General features: G+C 67.9%; 18 protein-coding genes and 1 pseudogene. 6 read left to right on the top strand and 13 right to left on the bottom strand.

Translation table 11 applies throughout. The annotated features are described in order from the left end of the window. Positions 1-28: 28 nt before the first annotated feature. Positions 29-1,531, bottom strand: a complete 1,503-nt coding sequence (locus tag HUV06_RS01355; protein WP_174299473.1) for an efflux transporter outer membrane subunit — start codon at positions 1,529-1,531, stop codon at positions 29-31. A 114-nt stretch (positions 1,532-1,645) separates the two neighbouring features. On the opposite strand from HUV06_RS01355, the gene HUV06_RS01360 reads away from it, so the two are divergent. Then, positions 1,646-2,296 (top strand): TetR/AcrR family transcriptional regulator, encoded by a 651-nt coding sequence (locus HUV06_RS01360; protein WP_174299474.1) that lies wholly within the window; start codon positions 1,646-1,648, stop codon positions 2,294-2,296. A 31-nt stretch (positions 2,297-2,327) separates the two neighbouring features. Here the strand turns inward: HUV06_RS01360 and lpdA are convergent, their stop codons facing one another. From lpdA to HUV06_RS01410, 10 genes are all read right to left on the bottom strand, one after another. Further along, positions 2,328-3,725: a dihydrolipoyl dehydrogenase gene (lpdA, locus tag HUV06_RS01365; RefSeq protein WP_174299475.1), complete on the bottom strand. Its 1,398-nt coding sequence runs from the start codon at positions 3,723-3,725 to the stop codon at positions 2,328-2,330. Next, positions 3,722-4,198: a type II toxin-antitoxin system VapC family toxin gene (locus HUV06_RS01370; RefSeq protein WP_174299476.1), complete on the bottom strand. Its 477-nt coding sequence runs from the start codon at positions 4,196-4,198 to the stop codon at positions 3,722-3,724. Before HUV06_RS01370 ends, lpdA begins: the two co-directional genes overlap by 4 nt. Then, the gene (locus HUV06_RS01375) at positions 4,198-4,461 is read right to left on the bottom strand and encodes an AbrB/MazE/SpoVT family DNA-binding domain-containing protein (protein ID WP_217433584.1); all 264 of its coding nucleotides are present in this window, start codon (positions 4,459-4,461) and stop codon (positions 4,198-4,200) included. The genes HUV06_RS01370 and HUV06_RS01375 overlap by 1 nt, the downstream gene beginning before the upstream one ends. An 87-nt stretch (positions 4,462-4,548) precedes the next feature. Beyond that, positions 4,549-4,887: a hypothetical protein gene (locus HUV06_RS01380; RefSeq protein WP_174299478.1), complete on the bottom strand. Its 339-nt coding sequence runs from the start codon at positions 4,885-4,887 to the stop codon at positions 4,549-4,551. 122 nt (positions 4,888-5,009) lie between these two features. Beyond that, positions 5,010-5,228 carry a hypothetical protein gene (locus tag HUV06_RS01385; RefSeq protein ID WP_174299479.1) on the bottom strand — a complete coding sequence of 73 codons (219 nt, stop codon included), beginning with the start codon at positions 5,226-5,228 and terminating at the stop codon, positions 5,010-5,012. 25 nt (positions 5,229-5,253) lie between these two features. Further along, positions 5,254-5,694 (bottom strand): protein tyrosine phosphatase family protein, encoded by a 441-nt coding sequence (locus HUV06_RS01390; protein WP_174299480.1) that lies wholly within the window; start codon positions 5,692-5,694, stop codon positions 5,254-5,256. A 28-nt stretch (positions 5,695-5,722) separates the two neighbouring features. After that, positions 5,723-7,396, bottom strand: a complete 1,674-nt coding sequence (gene odhB, locus HUV06_RS01395) for a 2-oxoglutarate dehydrogenase complex dihydrolipoyllysine-residue succinyltransferase (RefSeq protein WP_174299481.1) — start codon at positions 7,394-7,396, stop codon at positions 5,723-5,725. A gap of 176 nt (positions 7,397-7,572) precedes the next feature. Then, positions 7,573-10,542: a 2-oxoglutarate dehydrogenase E1 component gene (locus HUV06_RS01400; RefSeq protein ID WP_174299482.1), complete on the bottom strand. Its 2,970-nt coding sequence runs from the start codon at positions 10,540-10,542 to the stop codon at positions 7,573-7,575. Between the two features lie 118 nt (positions 10,543-10,660). After that, positions 10,661-11,536 carry a succinate--CoA ligase subunit alpha gene (gene sucD / locus HUV06_RS01405; RefSeq protein ID WP_174299483.1) on the bottom strand — a complete coding sequence of 292 codons (876 nt, stop codon included), beginning with the start codon at positions 11,534-11,536 and terminating at the stop codon, positions 10,661-10,663. 132 nt (positions 11,537-11,668) lie between these two features. Next, the gene (locus tag HUV06_RS01410) at positions 11,669-12,937 is read right to left on the bottom strand and encodes an amidohydrolase family protein (protein ID WP_174299484.1); all 1,269 of its coding nucleotides are present in this window, start codon (positions 12,935-12,937) and stop codon (positions 11,669-11,671) included. A gap of 173 nt (positions 12,938-13,110) precedes the next feature. Between HUV06_RS01410 and HUV06_RS16155 the strand changes: the two are divergent. The 4 genes and pseudogenes from HUV06_RS16155 to HUV06_RS01425 all read left to right on the top strand — a co-directional run bounded on the left by HUV06_RS16155 (position 13,111) and on the right by HUV06_RS01425 (position 17,351). Then, a pseudogene (locus HUV06_RS16155) lies at positions 13,111-14,373 on the top strand (penicillin acylase family protein). 26 nt (positions 14,374-14,399) lie between these two features. Then, the gene (locus HUV06_RS16160; protein ID WP_254600822.1) at positions 14,400-15,329 is read left to right on the top strand and encodes a penicillin acylase family protein; all 930 of its coding nucleotides are present in this window, start codon (positions 14,400-14,402) and stop codon (positions 15,327-15,329) included. Positions 15,330-15,401: 72 nt separating this feature from the next. Beyond that, positions 15,402-16,283, top strand: a complete 882-nt coding sequence (locus tag HUV06_RS01420; protein WP_174299485.1) for an SDR family oxidoreductase — start codon at positions 15,402-15,404, stop codon at positions 16,281-16,283. Positions 16,284-16,454: 171 nt separating this feature from the next. Then, positions 16,455-17,351 (top strand): MBL fold metallo-hydrolase, encoded by an 897-nt coding sequence (locus tag HUV06_RS01425; protein WP_174299486.1) that lies wholly within the window; start codon positions 16,455-16,457, stop codon positions 17,349-17,351. Here HUV06_RS01425 and HUV06_RS01430 read toward each other — a convergent pair. Both HUV06_RS01430 and pdxH read right to left on the bottom strand, forming a co-directional pair. Beyond that, positions 17,344-18,777: a bifunctional aminoglycoside phosphotransferase/ATP-binding protein gene (locus tag HUV06_RS01430; protein WP_254600818.1), complete on the bottom strand. Its 1,434-nt coding sequence runs from the start codon at positions 18,775-18,777 to the stop codon at positions 17,344-17,346. The two genes, HUV06_RS01425 and HUV06_RS01430, sit on opposite strands and share 8 nt — an antisense overlap. A 65-nt stretch (positions 18,778-18,842) precedes the next feature. Continuing rightward, positions 18,843-19,463, bottom strand: a complete 621-nt coding sequence (gene pdxH, locus HUV06_RS01435) for a pyridoxamine 5'-phosphate oxidase (RefSeq protein ID WP_174299488.1) — start codon at positions 19,461-19,463, stop codon at positions 18,843-18,845. Between the two features lie 59 nt (positions 19,464-19,522). On the opposite strand from pdxH, the gene aroC reads away from it, so the two are divergent. After that, positions 19,523-20,614: a chorismate synthase gene (aroC, locus tag HUV06_RS01440; RefSeq protein ID WP_174299489.1), complete on the top strand. Its 1,092-nt coding sequence runs from the start codon at positions 19,523-19,525 to the stop codon at positions 20,612-20,614. The last annotated feature ends 15 nt before the right edge of the window (positions 20,615-20,629 follow it).

Raw genomic sequence — 20,629 nt, forward strand, 5'->3', positions numbered from 1 at the left:
TCGTCGGCCATGGGCTTGGTCCTTGGAGTCAGCGGGCCGCCAGGCGCGGGCTCGGATCGGCGAAACCGCCGCCGAGCGCCTGCACCAGCGCCACATCGAGAGACAGGCCCTGCGCCTGCAAGCCGGCCACGTTGCGCCGGGCGGCGAGCGCCCCGTTCTCCGCGGTCAGGACGTTAAGATAGGGCGACAGGCCGCCCTGGTATCGTAGGTTGGCGATCCGATCGGCGTCGTTGGCGGAGACCAGCTGGGCCTCTGCATCCTTCAGCTGGTCGGCCAGGGCGCGCTGGGCGGAGAGAGCGTCAGCCACGTCGCGCAGCGCATTGGCCAGGGTCTGGTCGTAGCTGGCGGCGGCGGCGTCGTACTCCGCCCGCGCGCCGCGATAGGCCCCTTCGAGCCGCCCTTCCGAGAAGATCGGCAGCCGGATGGCGGGGCCGATGGCCCCGATCACCGAGCTGTAGCGGAACAGGGTGTTGATGCCGAGCGACTGCACCCCATAGACCGCGGTGAGGTCCACGTTAGGGTAGAAGTCCGCCCGGGCGACCTTGATCTCCTTGGCCGCGGCGTCCGCTCGCAGCCTTGCGGCCACGATGTCGGGCCGGCGCCCGACCAGGTCCACCGCCAGGTGCGCGGGAAGGCCGAAGGCGCGCAGCTGCGACAGCTTGGGCGCGGCGATCTGCAGCCCCCGATCCGGCCCGGCGCCGACCAGCGCGGCGATCTGGTGGCGGCTGACCAGGATCTGGCGGTCGATCAGGTCGAGGTCGCCCTGGGCGGCGGGCACGAACTCGGCCTGCTGGCTCAGCTCGCCCCGGGTCTCCAGACCGTTCTGCAGCCGCTGGGCGACCAGCTGCAGGGTCTGGCGGCGCACCTGCAGGGCGTCCACCAGCTCGGCCCGGTCGGCGTAGAGCCGCACCAGGTCGGCGTAGGCGCTGGCCACGGCGACGGTCAGCTGCAGCCGCGCCGCGGCCGCATCCGCCTGCAACGCCTGCGCCGTGGAGGTGGCGGCGGCCAGAGCCGCGTGGTTGCGGCCAAAGAAGTCGAGCTGCCAGTCGAGGTCCGCCGCGATCCGGCTCTGGGTATGGTAGCCCGCCGGCAGGAACTGCTGGAAGATGGCCGGATAGCCCTCGTTCAGGCTCTGCTTGGTGGTCTGGATGCCGCCCTCCCCGCTGATCTGGGGCAGCAGGGCCGCACGGGTGGTCTCCACCGTGGACTGGGCGGAGCGCACCCGCGCCTCCGCCAGCTTGAGGTTGGGCGCGCCCTGCAGCGCCTCGGCCTCGAGCGCGTCGAGCTGCGGGTCGCCATAGGCCTCCCACCAGCGGTCGCTGGGCCAGGTCGTGGCCGGCGCGGCGAAGCTCCGGGCGGTGGCGTAGCCTGCCGCCTGCGACAGCTGCGGCCTGGGACCGAGCGCCGGCGCGCAGCCGCAAAGCGCCGCCACCACCACCAGCGACAGCCCTGCGCCCAGCCTGTTCCGTCTCCCCGGACGCCGCACACGCCCCGTTGCGGGCGTCGCGGGCGATCCAGGTCGAGCCGCCATGATGCGCATCGTCAACTCGACAATCTCGCTTTTCTACCGTACGGTACGGTCAGGCCAGGGGAATACCCCTCTGTTGCAGTGCGTCAAGACCCGACCGGGCGGATTGATCGGAACATGGACGACGGCTGTGCAAGAAGCCTGGCTCGTGACACCCGCCGCCAGGCGATCCTGGAGGTGGCGCGCCAGGTCTTCATGGAGGACGGGTTTGCGGCCGCTTCCATGTCGGCCATCGCCAGCCGGGTCGGTGGTTCCAAGGGCACGCTCTACAACTACTTTCCGTCCAAGCACGAGCTGTTCGCCGCCGTCATCCAGAACGAATGCGACCTGAAGCAGGTCGCCTTGTTCGACGGCCTGGAGGCCAGCGGCGACGACGTGGTGGCCGTGCTGCGCGAGGTCGGACGACGCTACACCCAGCTCGTGCTCGGGGAGCAGGTCGTCGTGCTGACCCGCGTCGTCATCGCCGAGTCCACACGCTTTCCTGAGCTTGGACGCGTGCTGTACGAGGCGGGTCCCAAGCGCGGCCGGGTGCGCATGGCCGCCTACGTCACCGGGCAGATGGCGGCTGGCCGGCTGCGCCAGGGCGACCCGATGCGGATGGTGGACCAGTTCTGCGACATGTGCATGAGCGTGCTCTACCGCCAGCGCCTGATGAACGTCGTGGACGAGCCGGACGAGCAGATGGTGGCCGACAACGTGGAGGCCGCCATCGAGGTGATCCTGGCGGCCTACGGGCCGGCGGGCGCTGCGAGCTCGACGACAAGCTAGGCGTGTAGAACAGCATCGGGCGGCGTCGCCCTCACGCCTGCATGGTCCAGCCTTCCACGCCCATGGCCGCCTGGCGAAGCGCTTCGGAGCGGGTGGGATGGGGGTGGCTGGTGCGGGCGACGTCTTCGGACGCGGCCCCGAACTCCATGGCCACACAGTATTCCCCGATCATCTCGCCGACCTCCGGCCCGATCATGTGGACGCCGAGGATGCGGTCGGTCTGGGCGTCGGCCAGCACCTTCACGAAGCCGTCCGTCTCGTGGTTGACCTTGGCGCGGGAATTGGCGGCGAAGGGGAACTTGCCGGCCTTGTACTTTACGCCCGCACCCTTCAACTCCTCCTCGGTCTTGCCGACCCAGGCGACTTCGGGGGCGGTGTAGATCACTGCAGGGATCACGTCGTAGTTCACGTGCCCCGCCTTGCCGGCGATCAGCTCGATGCAGGCCACCGCCTCGTCCTCGGCCTTGTGGGCGAGCGCAGGACCGTGTGTGACGTCGCCGATGGCCCAGACGCCCGGCGCGGAGGTCTTGTAGTGGTCGGTGTCGATGAAGCCGCGCCCGTCCGGCTTGATCCCCACGCTCTCCAGTCCGAGCTCGCCCGTGTAGGGTCGCCGCCCCACCGCCACCAGCACCACGTCCGCCTCCAGCGTCTCGGCCGCGCCGCCGGCCCTGGGCTCCACGGTGAGCTTCACGCCCGCGTCGGAGGTCTGGGCGCCTGTGACCTTCATGCCGAGCCGGAACTTGAGCCCCTGCTTGGTCAGGGTGCGCTGGAAGGCTGAGGCGATCTCGGCGTCGGCGCCGGGGATGATGCGGTCCAGGAACTCCACCACCTCGACCTCCGCGCCCAGCCGACGCCACACCGAGCCGAGCTCCAGCCCGATGATGCCGCCGCCGATGACGATCAGCCTGCCCGGCACCTGCGGGATCGCGAGCGCGCCGGTGGAGTCGACGATACGTTCCTGGTCGACCTCCACTCCCGGCACGCGCGAGGGTTCGGAGCCCGTTGCGATGACGATGTTCTTGGCCTCCAGCGTCTGCTCGGCGCCGTCCTCGCTCCTGACGATGACCTTGCCAGGGCCGGCGAGGCGGGCCTCGCCCTTGATCCAGTCGGCCTTGTTCTTGCGGAACAGGAATTCCACGCCCTTGGTGAGCGCCGTGACGCTCTCGTCCTTCTGCTTGTGCATCTGCGGAAGGTCGAGCTCGGGGTTGACCTTGATGCCCAGGCTGGCGAAGCCGGTCCTGGCCTCATAGAACATCTCCGAGGCGTTCAGCAGCGCCTTGGACGGGATGCAGCCCACGTTCAGGCAGGTGCCGCCGAGCGTCTTCCTCCGCTCCACGCAAGCGACCTTCAGCCCCAACTGGCCAGCGCGAATAGCGGCGTTGTAGCCGCCGGGACCGCCCCCGATGATGACGACGTCGTACTGGGTCATTTGTCTTCCTTGAGACGTGAAGCCAGCATCTGGGCCAACACGTCGGGTCTGTCGAGCGGCTGGTCGGACCTGGTCCAGTCGATAATGGGTAGGCCTTCCACGCGCAGGAAGTGCTTCAGATCCTTGGTGACGATCGTCCAGTCCCGCGCAAGCGCCTGGCCGGCGATCAGGGTATCGAGAGCTCCGATCGAGCGACCGGCGCCTTCGAGCTCGGCCCTCAGGCGAGCCGCCGAGATGGCGTCGTCGGCGGAGAAGTCGACGATGTCCAAGCGGGTCAGAAGGTTATCCACGCGCTGCATATGCTCGGACGGACGCGCGCTCTTCAGCGATCCCACCATGAGTTCGTGGACAACGACGCTGCTGACGCAAATGCGCTCGCCCGCGTCTAGGGCGGCGGCGAACCGGGCCCGGGTGTCTCGCCCGCTCCGCATCTTCATGATGTCGATCGCGGTGCTGGTGTCGAGGCTGAGCATCATTCGTCGAAGATGATGGGGTCGTCGAGGCCGGACGGCGGATCTGGCGGGGCGTCGGGGAAATCCTCGCCGTCACCCAGCGCATCGATACGCGCCCAGAACGCCTCCCAGCTCTCCTGCTGCACCTTCATCGGCTCCAGGATCACCGCGTCGCCCTCCTTGCGCACCGAGACCTCGGTCCCCTCGAACCGGAACGCCTTGGGCAGGCGCACCGCCTGGCTGCCGCCATGGGTGAAGAGCTTGGCCGTTGCGGACATGACCATTTCCGTAGCTACGGCGTGTAGATATGTTTCCGACGGCGGCGCGTCAACTCGTCTGCCACGGGGCGACCGTCCTCCGGTCGACAGGCGTCAGGAACAGCGGCCCTTCATCAGCGACCGATACTCGCCGATGTCGCCGAGGTTCAGCAAGGTGAGCCGCCAGCCGCCATTGTCCTTGCTGAAGGAGAACGTGCCGATCGTGGCGCGATGGGCGTCGTGGAAGTCGAACCTGCCCGTGGGCTGCACCTTGCTTCTGATCATGTCGAGGTTCGAGCCGGCTTCGGGCGACTGACACGTCAGTTCCATCTTCATGTAGGTGGGAAAGGCGGATCGCGAGATCGTCTTGAAATGTTCCTGGTCGGCCTCGAACCCGACCTGCAGCGGGAAACGGGTCAGGCCCTGAAGCTTTCCCATGTCCTGCTGCAGCACGGCCAGACGGAACTGCGTCCAAAACGCCTCGAACCCGTCCGCGGGACCGGGCTTGGCCGATGCGCCTGCAACCATCGACGCCAGCAGGGCGGCTGCGGCCCGAAGCGCTGCGCAAGCCGTCCTCACTGCGGATACCCCTTGGCCCAGCGGTAATGCACCGACGCCATCGCCCGTGCCGCCGCTTCCGAAAGTAATATCTGGTGCAGCTTCGTCTGGTTGCCGCCAAAACAGAATATCTTGTCGCCGGACGCGTGCAGGGTGGTGGCCAGCAAATACTTGTGGATGCGCTGATTGCCGTCTCCGGGGTCGAGCATCGTATGATGGGCCTGGAACTCGGCCAAGTTCGTGTCAACGCTCCGCCGCGTATCATCCAGGCAGTTGGACGAAACTGGCCCAGACTCCGGTGGGCTCCCAGATCTCCGTCATGTCACTGCGCGCCTCCCGCTCATCGAGCCCAAGCACGTCCCGACGATAGCGATAGAAAAACGCAGAGACCCTGAAGTTCGCGATGCAATGCACATGGACAGTGGCGTCTTGGAGTTCAGCCAAGATAGAAGAGAACTGTTGAAAGTCGGCGTCCGTCGGGTTCTGAAAATCGACCGGAATATGCACATAGCTCATGCCCAGGCGGGTGACGCTCCCCGCCTCGTCGGGCAAGGCCTTTTCGTGGCTGTGCAGCCCAAGGTTTACGACATGACTTACGCCGAGAGCCTGAAGCTCGCTAAGCTGACTCTCCGTGGGCTGGCCAGAGGTGGTAAGACGCTCATTCAAACGGCGCCAGTTATAGATGTGTTCAGGATTGGCCACAGACGCCCTACCGACTTGCCTGCCGGCCTCACACGTCCAGCAGCATGCGCTGAGGGTCCTCGATGGCGTTCTTCACCGCCACCAGGAAGGTCACCGCGCCCTTGCCGTCGACGATGCGGTGGTCGTAGCTGAGCGCCAGATACATCATCGGGCGGATCAGCACCTGGCCGTTCACCGCCATCGGGCGCTGGACGATGTTGTGCATGCCGAGCACGCCGGACTGGGGCGCGTTCAGGATCGGGGTGGACATCAGCGAGCCGTAGACCCCGCCGTTGGTGATGGTGAAGGTGCCGCCCTGCATGTCCTCGATGGCCAGCTTGCCGTCGCGGGCCTTCTTGCCGAGCGCGCCGATCGCCTTCTCGATGCCGGCCAGGGAGAGTTCGTCGGCATCGCGGACCACGGGCACCACCAGGCCCTTGTCGGTGCCGACCGCCACGCCGATGTCGTAGTGGTTCTTGTAGATCACGTCCTGCCCGTCGATCTCGGCGTTGACGTCGGGCACCTCCTTCAGGGCGGCGATGCAGGCGCGGGTGAAGAAGCTCATGAAGCCGAGCTTCACGCCGTGCTTCTTCTCGAAGCTGTCCTTGTACTGGTTCCTCAGCGCCATGACGTTGGTCATGTCGACCTCGTTGAAGGTCGTCAGCATGGCCGCGGCGTTCTGGGCGTCCTTCAGCCGGCGCGCGATGGTCTGGCGCAGGCGCGTCATGCGAACGCGCTCCTCGCGCTCGCCGGTCGTCCGCAGAGCCGCGACGACGACCGGCTGAGGCGCTGGCGCGGGTTCAGGCGCGCGCACCTGCGGCGCGTGGGCGGCTTCCAGCGCGTCGCCCTTGGTGATGCGGCCGTCCGGGCCGGTGCCCTGGATGGCGCCGGGGTCAAGCCGGTTCTCCGACACGATCCGCTGGACCGAGGGCGAGAGGTTGGCGGGCTGCGGCCCCTTCTGGGCCGCCGGCGGTTCGTTGGCCGGGGTATCGTCGCCGGCGCCGGAGGACTGCTGGGCGCCGATGTTGGAGGCGCCGCCGATGCGCGCGATCACTTGGTTGGGCGTGACGGTGGAGCCGGCCTCGGCGGTGATTTCCGACAGCACGCCGTCGGCGGGGGAGGCGATCTCCACGGCGACCTTGTCGGTCTCGATCTCGACCAGCACCTCGTCGCGGGCGATCTTGTCACCGACCTTCCTGGTCCAGGTCCCGACGGTGCCCTCCGTCACCGACTCGCCCATGGTCGGGACCGTCACCTCGACGCCCGCCCCTGAGCCGTCCTTGGTCGGAGCGGGCTTGCCGCCCGTCTGGCCAGGCGCCGACGTGTCGGTCACGGGCGCAAGCGCCTGCTCCGCAGGCTTGCCAGGCGTTGGCTCCGGCTGCTCCTCCGCGCTCGGCGCCGCCATGGTCGGGGTGACAGGCTTGGCGTTGGCGTTGGCGCCCGTCGCCGGCTTCGCGGCGCCCTTGGCCGGCGCCGGTTTGGCCGCGCCGTTCTCTTCCACCGCCCCTAGCTTCTGGCCGGCGGTGACGGTGGCCCCCTCCTCCGCTGCGATCTCGCCCAGTACGCCATCGGCGGGAGCGGCGACTTCAAGGCTGACCTTGTCGGTCTCGAGCTCGACCAGCACCTCGTCCTTCTTCACCGCGTCGCCGGGCTTCTTGGTCCAGCGCGCGACGGTAGCTTCGCTGACGGACTCGCCGAGGGTCGGCGCGAGGATGTCGCTCATGATGTCAAACAGTCCTGATTAGGGCGCCCGGAACCTCCGCTCATCCCGGCGAATGGCGGGAGCCAGATCATAGGGTGCGAGGGTTTATTCGAAGGAGAGGGCTCATGCCCAAATTGTAGTGACCTACAATCGAGGGCCCGGCATTCGGCGGGATGAGCGGATGCAATGGACATGGCTCAGGCGAACGCCTCGTCCAGGAAGGTCTGCAGTTCTTTCTGGTGGCGGCTCATCTGGCCCGCTGCGGTGGAGGCCGAAGCGGGGCGGCCGACATAGCGGGCGCGCTTGGCCCTTACCTCGACCTTGGTCAGGGTCAGCTCGACCCAGGGATCGACGAAGGTCCAACCGCCCATGTTCTTGGGCTCCTCCTGGCACCAGACCAGCTCCGCATTGGCGAAGCGGGCCAGTTCGCGGCGAAGCGTCTGCATGGGCCAGGGATAGAACTGCTCCAGGCGCAGGATGTAGACGTCGTCCACGCCCTTCTTCGCCCGTGCGTCGGTCAGGTCGTAATAGACTTTGCCCGAGCACAGGATCACCCGACGGACGTCGGCGTCCGGCTTCAGGGTGACGCCGGCGGCCTCAGGGTGCCGCTGGGCGGTGTCGTGCAGCACCCGGTGAAAGGTGGAGCCCTCCGCCAGGTCCGCCATCGTCGAAACTGCCTTCTTGTGACGGAGGAGCGACTTCGGCGTCATCAGGATCAGCGGCTTCCTGAAGCTGCGATGCACCTGCCGGCGCAGGATGTGGAAGTAGTTGGCAGGGGTGGAGCAGTTGGCGACCTGCAGGTTTTCCTCGGCGCACATCTGAAGGTAGCGCTCAAGGCGAGCCGAGGAGTGCTCAGGCCCCTGCCCTTCGTATCCGTGGGGCAGCAGCATGGTCAGGCCGCTCATCCGCAGCCACTTGCGCTCGCCCGACGAGATGAACTGGTCGACCACCACCTGGGCGCCATTGGCGAAGTCGCCGAACTGGGCCTCCCACATCACCAGGGTATTGGGGTCGGCCAGGCTGTAGCCGTATTCGAAGCCCAGCACCGCCTCTTCCGACAGGGCCGAGTCGATCACCTCGAAGAAGCTCTGGCCCGGCCGCAGGTTGTTGAGGGGCACATAGCGCTCCTCCGTCGCCTGGTCGATCACCGCGGAGTGGCGCTGGGAGAAGGTGCCCCGCTGGCTGTCCTGGCCGGACAGGCGCACCGGAAAGCCCTCGTCCAGCAGCGACGCGAAGGCCAGGTGCTCGGCCAGCGCCCAGTCGATGTTCTCGCCGGTGTCGAGCGCCGTGCGGCGTGCGTCGATCACCCGGCGGAGCGTCTTGTGGACGTCGAGCCGTTCGGGCATCGCGGTGATCAGGTGGCCGAGGTCCTTCAGCCGGGCTTCCGGCACGCCGGTCTCGCCGCGCGCCAGCTCCTGGCCGGGTTCGACCTTCAGGCCGGACCAGACCCCGTCCATCCAGTCGGCCTTGTTGGCGTGGAAGTTCTTGCCTGCCTCGAATTCCTCGTCGAGGAAACGGTCGAACTCGCTCAACCAGCCGTCCACTTCGCCCTGGGTGGCGACGCCCTCGGACACCAGCCGCTTGCCGTAGATCTCGCGGACCGACGGCGTGTCCTTGATCCGGGCGTACATCAGCGGCTGGGTGAAGGTCGGGTCGTCGCCCTCGTTATGGCCGAAGCGGCGATAGCAGAACATGTCGATCACCGTGTCCTTGCCGAACTTCTGGCGGTACTCGGTGGCGACCTTGGCGGCGAATACGACCGCTTCCGGGTCGTCGCCATTCACGTGCAGGATCGGCGACTGGACCATCAACGCGGTGTCAGAGGGATACGGCGAGGAGCGGCTGTTCCGCGGGCTGGTGGTGAAGCCGATCTGGTTGTTGACGATGAAGTGCACCGTGCCGCCGGTGTTGTAGCCCTTCAGCCCCATCAGCATGAAGCACTCGGCGATCACGCCCTGGCCGGCGAAGGCGGCGTCGCCATGCAGCAGCAACGGCATGACCTTGCCGCGGTCGGCGGTCTCGTCCTCCCGACTGTCGATGGTCTGCTTGGCGCGCGCCTTCCCGATCACCACGGGATTCACGATCTCCAGGTGGCTGGGATTGGCGGTCAGCGACAGGTGCACGCTGTTGCCGTCGAACTCCCGGTCGCTGGAGGCGCCCAGGTGGTACTTGACGTCGCCCGAGCCCTCGATGTCGGAGGGGAGCGAAGTGCCGCCCTGGAACTCGTGGAAGATCACGCGGTACGGCTTGCCCATCACCGCGGCCAGCACGTTCAGCCGCCCCCGGTGGGGCATGCCGATGACGATCTCGTCGACGCCCAGCGCCCCGCCGCGCTTGATGATCTGCTCCAGGGCCGGAACCATGGACTCCGCCCCATCCAGGCCGAAGCGCTTGGTGCCGGGGAAACGCTTGTGCAGGAAACGCTCGAAGCCCTCGCCCTCGATCAGCTTCTTCAGGATCGCCTTCTTGCCGTCGGGCGTGAAGGTGATCTCCTTGTCCTTGCCCTCTATCCGCTCCTGTATCCACGCCTTCTCGGTGGGATCGGAGATATGCATGTACTGCACGCCCACAGCGCCGCAGTAGGTGCGCCGCAGGATCGACAGGATCTCACGGATCGTGGAGGTCTCTAGCCCCAGAACATAATCCAGGAAGATCGGCCGGTCGTAGTCGCGCTCGGCGAAGCCATAGCTGGCCGGGTCGAGTTCGGCGCTCTGCACCTTGGGCTCCAGGCCCAGGGGGTCGAGGTTGGCCTGCAGGTGGCCGCGGGTGCGGAAAGCGCGGATCATCATGATCGCGCGCACCGAATCGAGCGTGGCCGCACGCACGTCTACGGGCGACGCCGGCGGCGTCTTCTCGGCTATGGCCTTGGAGACCTTGGCCTCGATGACCGGCCACAGGCCGTCGATGGCCGACAGCCACTCCGGCCGCTGCACGGGCGTCGCCGCCTTGGTCCAGCTAGGCTCCGCGGCTCCGGCCTCAATGGCGGGCTTCGCCTCGCGCAGGCTCTGGAAATAGGCGCGCCAGGACGGTTCGACCGCGTCGGGGTCCTTGGCGTAGCGCTCGTAGAGGTCTTCGACGAAGGCGGCGTTGGCGCCGTACAGGAAGGAGGTTTCGCTCAGCACCTCGGCGGTGCGAACGGTGTTCCGAAGACCTGCATCGTCAGCCATGGACTCTCACCCTTGCGCCCGATCCGGCCAGGGTGTCGCCGAACAGGCGGCGAACGCGGATCACGCGATTAGCTATATGGTCGCCCTCGGCCCGTAACGGAACCGTGAACTGCAATAATCAGCCCTTCAACAGCTCCAGCAGCGTCTCACCGAGTTTGGCGGGCGAGGGCGAGACCTTGATGCCCGCCGCCTCCATGGCCGCCGTCTTGTGCTCCGCTCCACCCTTGCCGCCGGAAATGATGGCGCCGGCATGGCCCATCCGCCGGCCGGGAGGCGCAGTGACGCCGGCGATGAAGCCGACCATGGGCTTCTTGACCTTGGAAGCCTTGATGAACTCTGCGGCGTCCTCCTCGGCCGAACCGCCGATCTCGCCGATCATGATGATCGACTTGGTGGCCTCGTCGGCCAGGAACATCTCCAGCACGTCGATGAATTCGGTGCCCTTCACCGGATCGCCGCCGATGCCGACGGCGGTGGTCTGGCCGAGCCCCGCACTGGTGGTCTGGAACACCGCCTCGTAGGTCAGGGTGCCGGAACGCGAGACCACGCCCACCGACCCGTCCAGGAAGATGGAGCCCGGCATGATGCCGATCTTGCACTGGTTGGGGGTCAGGACCCCCGGGCAGTTCGGCCCGATCAGGCGCGACTTGGACCCTGACAGGCTGCGCTTCACCTTGATCATGTCCTCTACCGGGATGCCCTCGGTGATGCAGATGATCAACGAGATCTCGGCGTCTATGGCCTCAAGGATCGAATCGGCGGCGAACGGCGGCGGCACGTAGATGACGCTGGCGTCCGCGCCGGTCTTGGTCTTCGCTTCCAGCACGGTGTCATAGACCGGCAGGCCGACATGGGTCTGGCCGCCTTTGCCGGGGGTGACGCCGCCGGCCATCTTGGTGCCGTAGGCGATAGCCTGCTCGGTATGGAAGGTGCCCTGCGCCCCGGTGATGCCCTGGCAGATGACCTTGGTGGAACTGTCGATCAGGATGGACACGGGCGGGATCGGCCTCTCGTTCGCAGGCGCGGCAAGGCGCGTCCTCGGGCGCGGTGGGATTAGCGCAGGAATATGACCGGGGGAACCCTGTTCGGCTCCCTATCTCCTCCTCCGCTGCGCGGGGAGGAGAAACTACGGTCGCACCACCACTCCGCCCTTCATCACCAGCGCCACGTCGCGCACAGCCTTGATGTCCACCGTCGGATCGCCCTTCACCGCCACCAGGTCGGCCAGCAGGCCCGGATGGATGCGCCCCACCTTGTCCGCCTCGTGCAGGATCTTAGCATCCGTCGCGGTGGCGGCCAGCAAGGCTTGGCTCGGCGTCATGCCGTCGCGCACCATCAGCTCCAGCTCGCGCCAGTTCTCCCCGTGGGGGAACACGCCCACGTCCGAGCCGCAGCCGATCACCACGGCCGTCTTCAGCGCCAGGCGAAAGGCGCGCTCGGCCGCCTGCATGGACTTGGTGGGCGGACCGCCCGGGAGGTAGTGCTGGAAGTAGGCGGAAGTGGCGTCCACCGCCTCCAGGGTAGGGTTGTATGCGATCCCCTTGGCCGCCATCAGGCGGAAGGTCGGCTCCGTGCCGCCGTAGCCGTGCTCGATGGTGTCCACACCTGCTTCGGCCGCGCGGCGCATGCCTTCGTCGCTGGCGGCGTGGACGGCGGCGGAGTGGCCCTCGGAGTGGGCGGCGTCGGTGGCGGCCTTCATCTCGGCCTCGCTGAAGGTCGGCTCGGTGGCGCCGCCCGGGCCCACGCGGTAGTCGGCATAGAGCTTCACCCAGTCGGCGCCGAGCGCGATCTGCTCGCGCACCGCCTTGACGATCTCGGCCTCGCCCGAAGCCTCTTGCGCGCCTTGCGGCAGGTCCCAGCCTTCCGCGTAGGTCTTGCGTGCGGGGCCGTAGGCGCCCGTGGCCACGATGGCGCGGGTTGAGACGAACAGGCGCGGACCTGTGACGATCCCCTCCTCGATGGCGCGCTTCAGCCCCACGTCTGCGGAGCCGGCGCCCTCGGTGCCCAGGTCGCGCAGGGTGGTGAAGCCGGCCATCAGGGTGGCGGTGGCCTGCCTGCCTGCGCGCAGCGTGCGATAGGAGAGCGGTTCCTTCAGCACCTGATCGTCCCAGGGCGTCTCGTTGTAGGGATGCAGGAACAGATGGGAGTGGATGTCCATCAGCCCGGGCAGCAGGGTGTCTCCGGGCAGGTCGATGACCCTTGCGCCGGGCGGCACGGACAGGCTGGCGGCGGGGCCGACGGCGGCGATGGTCTCACCGGTGACCAGGACCGCCCAGCCGGCATGGGCGACGCCGTCGTCGGCGGTGAACACACGGCCGGGGCGGAGCAGGGTCGACGTGGGCGCCTGGGCGAGCGCCGGGCGCGCGAAACCGAACGCGAGCAGCGCCGCGATCATGACCGTTCGCTGCCGGAACGGTGCACCCGGTTGAGGCGACAGGGTTATGCTGGCGGTTCCGTGCGGCTCCGCTGCAGGGGAGCGGAGTTCGTGAGATCGCGCAAGCGGGTGAAGAGCTGCTAGGCTGCGCGCGAGGGCGACGCGGGACGGGGCTAAGCATGCGGGTGCTGACGATGCTGGCGGCCGCCGCCGTGTTCGCGAACACGGCGCGCGCCGCCGACACCGCCGACCTCGCCCGGTGGCGAGCCGAGTCGGCGCGGGTCACCATCACTCGGGATGACTGGGGCATCGCCCACGTGCACGGCCGCACCGACGCCGACGCCGTCTTCGGCATGATCTACGCCTAGGCGGAAGACGACTTCAACCGGGTGGAGACCAACTACCTGAACGCGCTGGGCCGCCTGGCCGAAGCCGAAGGCGAGTCCGCCCTCTGGTCGGACCTGCGCCAGAGGCTGTTCGTCGACCCGGCCGTGCTCAAGACCGACTACGCCGCCAGTCCGCTGTGGATCCGCTCGCTCACGGACGCCTGGGCGGACGGACTGAACGCCTATCTGGCGGACCATCCTGACGTGAAGCCGAAGGTGATCACCCGCTTCGAACCCTGGATGGCGCTGAGCTTCACCGAGGGCAGCATCGGCGGTGACATCGAGCGAGCTTTCCTGCCCGAACTGCAGGTCTTCTACGACCGCCCGCAGGCGGCGGCCCGTGCCGAAGCCGCAGCCCGGCTGGCGGACGCCGAAAACACCAAGCGCTTCATGGAGCCCAGCGGCTCTAACGGGATCGCTATCGCGCCGTCAAACACAGCTGACGGCCACGCCCTGCTGCTGATCAACCCCCACACGTCCTTCTACTTCCGCTCGGAGCTGCAGATGAGCAGCGACGAGGGACTGGACGCCTATGGCGCGGCCACCTGGGGCCAGTTTTTCATCTACCAGGGCTTCAACCCGCACATCGGCTGGATGCACACCTCCACCGGCGCCGATGCGGTTGACAAGTTCGCCGAGACCATCGTGCCCCGCGACGGGCGCCTCTTATACCGCTACGGGCGCGAGCTGCTGCCGGTATCGACCGCCTCGATCACCCTGCCCTATCGCCGGGCGGACGGGACGATGGCGTCGCGCACCTTCACCGTCTATCGCACTCACCACGGCCCCATCGTGCGCCAGGCCGGCGGCAAGTGGATCGCGCTGGCCCTGATGGACAGGCCCGTGGCGGCGCTCAGCCAATCCTACCTGCGGACCAAGGCCCACGATTACGCGAGCTTCCTGAATATCGCCCAGACCTACCGCGCGAACTCCTCCAACAACACCGTGTTCGCCGACGACCGGGGCGAGATCGCCCTGCTCATGCCCCAGTTCATCCCCCGCCGCGACGACCGCTTCGACTACACGGCCCCCGTGGACGGGGCCGATCCGCCGCTGACTGGCAGGGCCTGACCGCCTTTGGGCACACGCCCCACCTGCTGAACCCGGCCAATGGTTGGATCATGAACACCAACGACTGGCCCTACTCCGCCGCCGGAGACCTCAGCCCCAGGCGTGAGGCCTTTCCCCGCTACATGGACACGGCCGGCGAGAACCCGCGCGGCCTGCACGCCACCGAGCTCCTGACCGGCCGCCGCGGCTGGACCCTGGAGAGCCTGAACAAGGCGGCCTTCGATCCTCACCTCCCCGCCTTCGCCAGGCTGATCCCGCTGCTCGTGCAGGCTTACGACCAGGCGCCCGCCTCCGAGCCGCTGAAAAACCGCCTAAGGGATCAGGTCGCCACCCTGCGAACCTGGGACGACCGATGGGCGACGGACTCCGCGCCCACCTCGCTGGCGGTCTTCTGGGGCGAGGACCTTTGGGCCGACAGCGCACCCCTGGCCAAGGCCGCCAAGATGTCCGTCTACGACTGGATGGCGAACAGGACGAGCCCGCATCAGAAGCTCCACGCCCTGGCGACGGCATCCGATCGGCTCACGAAGGATTTCGGGCGCTGGCGCACGCCGTGGGGCGAGATCAACCGCTACCAGCGGCTTGACGACACCATCGCCCCGCACTTCGACGACGCCAAGCGCAGCCTGCCAGTGCCGTTCACCTCGGCCCAGTGGGGGTCGCTGGCCTCGTTCGGCGCGCACCGCTATCCCGACACGAAGCGCTACTATGGCTCCAGCGGAAACAGCTTCGTCGCCGCAGTGGAATTCGGGCCCAAGGTCCGCGCTGTCGCTGTCACCGCCGGCGGAGAGAGCGGGCATCTCGGCTCTTCGCACTTCACCGACCAGGTGGAGCGTTACCGGTCAGGCGATTTGCGTCCTGTCTACTTCTACCCCGAGGACCTCACCGGCCACGTTGCGCGCCGCTACCATCCCGGCGGGCCAAGCCTTGCAGAGCCGCAGGACACCACCCGTTGACCTCCGGTTTGAAGTCTTCGATGGAACAGCGGACACAGGCGACCTGTCGGAGCCCACGGGCGCACCAAGCACATGAACCGGCTGCTGATCTTCGGCTACGGCTTCACGGGAGCCGCGCTTGTGCGGCGGCTGGACGGCTGGGCGGTGAGCGCGACCTCCCGCAACCCCGCCACCCGCGCGAAGATAGCGCTTCGAGGGCTGGACGCCGTTGACCCCGCCGATCCCTCGGCCATCAGGCGCGCGTTCGCCGGGGCGCAGGCCCTCCTGATCGCCGCACCGCCTGGAGAACGCGGCTGCCCGGGACTGGCGGCGCTCAGTCCCCTCATGGCCGGCGGCCCTTCCCGATGGCTTGGCTATCTCTCCACCACCGGCGTCTATGGCGACCGCGCCGGCGGCTGGGTGCGGGAAGACACCCTGCCGACCCCGGCCTCTCCGGAGGGGGAGTGCCGACTGGTGGCTGAACGGGGTTGGAGCGAGCTCGCCAGGGCTACGGCTTCGCCCCTTTTCATCTTCCGCCTGCCCGGCATCTACGGTCCCGGCCGCTCTACCCTGGACCGTCTGCGCAGGGGTGAGGCCAAACGATGGACCAAGCCTGGGCAGGTGTTCTCGCGCATCCACGTGGACGATCTGGCCCAGGCGCTTTCGCTCGCCCTGGTCCGGCCGGAACGCGCCGGCCTATATAGTCTGTGCGACGACGAGCCGGCCGCGCCGGCCGACGTGACGGCATACGCCGCCCGGCTGCTCGGCATTCCCGCGCCGCCTGAGGCGCCGCTCGATCTCGCTGCCCTGTCTCCCCTGGCGCGCCGCTTCTGGGCGGAGTCCAAGCGCGTGTCGAACGCCCGCGCCAAGGCTGCGCTGTGCTGGCGGCCCGACTATCCAAGCTATCGGAAAGGTCTTGAAGCTGTGCTTGCAGCGGAACTAAGGGCGGATGGAGACCCGGACCTCGCTTGCTGAAGCCGCCGCCGGCCCAGCGGCCTGAAGCGCCAGGTGCGCCGCCGCGATACACAGCAGGGCCGCTACGGCCGCGCTGGCCCGTTTCGAGACGAAAAGCAGAAGCTCGACGGCCAACGCGGGGCCTCCTACATCGGAACCGCGAGCGCGACGCAAAGGACAGGCCGAAGACCTATGATCCCCTATGTGCGCGAGATGGACTTCAAGTACGGCCGGCCCGACCAGGTGTCGCCCCTCATCACCCGCGTCGTGGCCGACAATCCCGGCCCCTTCACCTACGTCGGGACCGCCACCTTCCTGGTCGGCGGGCAGCGGCTGGCGGTGATCGACCCGGGGCCCCTGCTGGACACTCACCTTGCGGCGCTGACCTCGGCCATTGCGGGACGCCCTGTCAGCCACATCTTCACGACCCACACCCATGCAGACCATTCCCCCCTCGCCCACCCTTTGAAAGAGCTGACCGGTGCGACCATCGTCGGCCGCGCCGCGCCCGAAGCCACCAGCGGCGAGGCGCCGGACGAGGCGAGCTTCCGACCCGACATCGAGATCGCCGACGGCGAGGTGATCGAGGGCGACGGCTGGACGCTGGAGGCGATCCTTACCCCGGGACACGCCTCGAACCACGTCGCCTACAGGCTGAAAGAGGAGAACGCCCTGTTCTGCGGGGATCACGTGATGGGCTGGTCGACGACCGTGGTGAGCCCGCCCGACGGTGACATGAGCGACTATTATCGAAGCCTGGACAAGGTTCAGGCGAGAGGGTTCGCGACGCTCTGGCCCACCCATGGCCCCCCGATCCGGGACGTAGCGCCCTTCCTCGCCGGCTATATCGAGCACCGGCTGAAGCGGGAGGCGCAGATCGTGCGCGAGCTTGGGCGCGGCCCTCGCACGATCGCGGAGATGACGCCGCGGCTGTATATCGGCGTGGACCCACGGCTACACGGCGCGGCGAGTCGCTCCATGCTGGCGCACCTGATCCACATGGCGCGCAACGGCGTGGTCCGTGCAGACGGCGAGCCCTCCATGGACGCGATCTATAGCCTGCCCGGACAGGTCGAGCCGTTCAGGTGAGGCCTGTGGCGGCGAGCCGGCGGCTCGGCTCCAGCGTCGCATCGATCCTGCGCCAGCCGATCTCGCCGGTTCCGACTTGGAGCTGGCGGTCCAGCACCGCCTCATTCGCGTCCGAGGCGTCGCCCAAGCGCGCCTTCAGCCGCTCTCGCAGGACGTCGGCTGGAGCCTCCATCCACAGGCCATGGAACGGCGTTTGCAGGCGCAAGGCGAGCGCCTGGGCCTGCTGGCGTTCCTGCGGCCTCAGGAAAACGGCGTCGAGCACCACGCTTACCCCGGCTTGAAGCGCCGCGCCGGCCTCTTCCACCATGAGGCGGTAGACCTCCGCGCTGGCGTCGGCCGAATAGGCCGACTCGGGGAGGCGCTCGGTGGGCGCCTTGCCGAAGAGACGCTTACGGACCTCGTCGCTGCGCAGCACCACGGCCCCCGGTGAAAGTCCCAGGCGTGGCCCAAGCTCCCGGCTCAGGATCGACTTGCCGGACCCCGACAGGCCACCCACTGCCGAGAGGACAGGCCTGCTCGCGCTGAGATGATCCTGCGCCGCGCGGAGATAGCCCCGGCCCTGTTCGGCATCACCGCCGTGGCCGGACACGTGCGCCCGCACCGACGCACGCACAGACTGGAACAGCGGCATGGCCGCCAAGCCATCCAGCCGCTCCGTTCCAAAGCTGCGCCCGGCCTCGTCAAGCCAGCCGTTCAACACCCGGTTGGCCGCCTCGCCGCGTCCCCGGTGGGCCAAGTCCATGAGTACGAAGGCGAGGTCGTAACCGACGTCGATCTCGCTCAGCACGTCGTTGAATTCGATGCAGTCAAACAGGATCGGACGCCCGTCCTCCACCACGATGTTGCCGAGGTGCAGGTCGCCGTGGCAGCGCCGGGCAAAGCCGTCGTCCCGCCGACGGTTCAGCAGCGGCGTCAGGCGTCGGAAGGCGTCTCCGGTGTCGTTGATAAGCCGCTCCACCTGCTCGTGGCCCAACTTCGACGCAAGCGATCGGAGCTGCTCGGCGTTCGAGCCAAGCACGTAGTCCAGGGCGGCCGCGCCACCCCTCGACGTCAGCGGCGCCGTAGCCTGAAAGCCTGCGATCTCGCGGCCCAGCCGCTCTCCCAAGGGTCCGTCGACCTGCTCGGGACGACTTGCCAGGATGTTGTCGGAACTGAACGGCCGCATTTCCAGGACGCAGTCGATCATCGCAGCCGAGTTTTTCGTTGCTGAAGCGAGACGAAACGCACCGTTGCCGCCCCGTACTACAGAGTGGACGGTCCTATAGACGTCTGGAGCGGTCCTGCGATTGAAGGCCAGCTCGCGGCGCGTGGCCCAGGCCCGCTTCTCAACCGTGGTGAAGTCCAGGAAGCCGAAGTCCACCGGCTTCTTCAGCTTCAGCACCCGGTCCGCGAACACATAGACCTTGGCGATAGGGGTTTCGTGCACATGCCGCGCCCGTTCGCCGGAGCCTGCGCCGGCTTCCAGCCATGCCTCCAGCTCGTCTCGCCCGCTCACGGGTACAGGCGCAGGGTCGTCCAGGACGCGCTCAGGCCCTCGCGGCGGAAGACCATGCGGTCGTGGAGGCGGGAGCGACGGTCACGCCAGAACTCGAAGCTCAGGGGCTGGACCCGGTAGCCTCGCCAGAAGGGAGGTCGCGGAGGCGTCTCGCCGCCATACTCGTCGTCGACGGCCTGCACCCGCGCTTCCAGCTCCGCCCGTGACGGCAAGGGGCGCGATTGATCCGACGCCCAGGCGCCCACCTGGCTCCCGCGGGGACGGCTGGCATAATAGGCGTCGCTCTCCGCCTCGGTAACCGCTTCCACAGTTCCGCGTATGCGCACCTGGCGGCGCAGCGACTTCCAGTGGAACAACAGCGCCGCCTTGGGATCGGCCTCGAGCTGGCGGCCCTTGTCGCTCTGCACGTTGGTGTAGAAGACGAAGCCCCGCGCGTCCCAGTCCTTCAGGAGAACCATGCGGACGTCTGGCAGGCCGCGGTCATCGACCGTAGCCACCGCCATGCCGTTTGGATCATTGGGCTCGCTGGCCTCGGCCGCCCTCAGCCAGCGATCGAACAATCCCAGCGGGTCATCGCCTTCGAACAGACCTTCGTCCACCTCCTCGGCCGGATCCATGGGTCGTCTCCGCAGCGGCCGTTTGTGGCCCGCTCAGGGGTTCGATAGAAGCCCCGGCCATGTCGCACAACAGCTTCGGGCACCTGTTCCGCGTCACCACCTGGGGCGAGAGCCACGGACCGGCGATCGGCTGCGTGGTGGACGGCTGCCCGCCGGGTCTGCCGCTCACCGAAGATGACGTGCAACGCTGGCTTGACCTGCGCAAGCCCGGCTCCTCCCGCTTCGTCACTCAGCGCCGGGAGCCTGACACGGTGCGGATCCTGTCCGGTGTATTCGAAGACCACACCACGAGCGGTCCGGTCACGACGGGCACTCCGATCTCCATGATGATCGAGAACGTGGACCAGCGATCGAGGGACTATGGCGCCATCGCCCAGCAGTTCCGGCCGGGCCACGCAGACTTCACCTACGCGGCCAAATACGGCGTCCGCGACCCTCGCGGCGGTGGCCGGGCCTCAGCGCGGGAGACCGCCATGCGGGTGGCCGCGGGGGCAGTCGCTCGCAAGGTTCTAGGCGTGGCGGTCGTGATCCGTGCCGCCCTAGTGCAGGTCGGTCCACACCGTATCGACCCCGAGCGTTGGGACTGGGCCGAGACGCTGCGCAACCCCTTCTGGTGCCCCGACGCGCAGATCGCTTCGATGTGGGAGGACTACCTGGACGCCGTGCGAAAAGCCGGATCATCTGTCGGCGCGGTGGTGGAGGTGCACGCCGAAGGCGCGCCTCCTGGCTGGGGCGCACCGGTCTACGGCAAGCTCGATGCGGAACTTGCTGGCGCCCTCATGTCGATCAATGCGGTCAAAGGAGTGGAGATCGGGGACGGGTTCGCTGCTGCAGTCCTCTCGGGCGAGCAGAACGCCGATGAGATGCGCCGGGGGGCGGAAGGGCCGGTCTTCGGCTCGAATCACGCTGGAGGCGTGTTGGGGGGCATTTCCACTGGCCAGCCGATCGTCGCCCGCATCGCGCTGAAGCCGACATCCTCCATCCTTGCACCCCGTCGGTCCCTAGATGAGGCGGGCGCGGAGATAGAGGTGCGCACTACGGGCCGCCACGACCCCTGCGTTGGGCTGCGCGCCGCGCCTGTGGCCGAGGCGATGATGGCGTGCGTGCTTGCCGACGCAAAACTTCGCCATCGAGGTCAGACGGGGCGCTAAGACCGCCCCACTCCC

This window comes from Caulobacter sp. S45 (assembly GCF_903642205.1).
In the GTDB taxonomy this organism is placed as follows: domain Bacteria; phylum Pseudomonadota; class Alphaproteobacteria; order Caulobacterales; family Caulobacteraceae; genus CAHJWH01.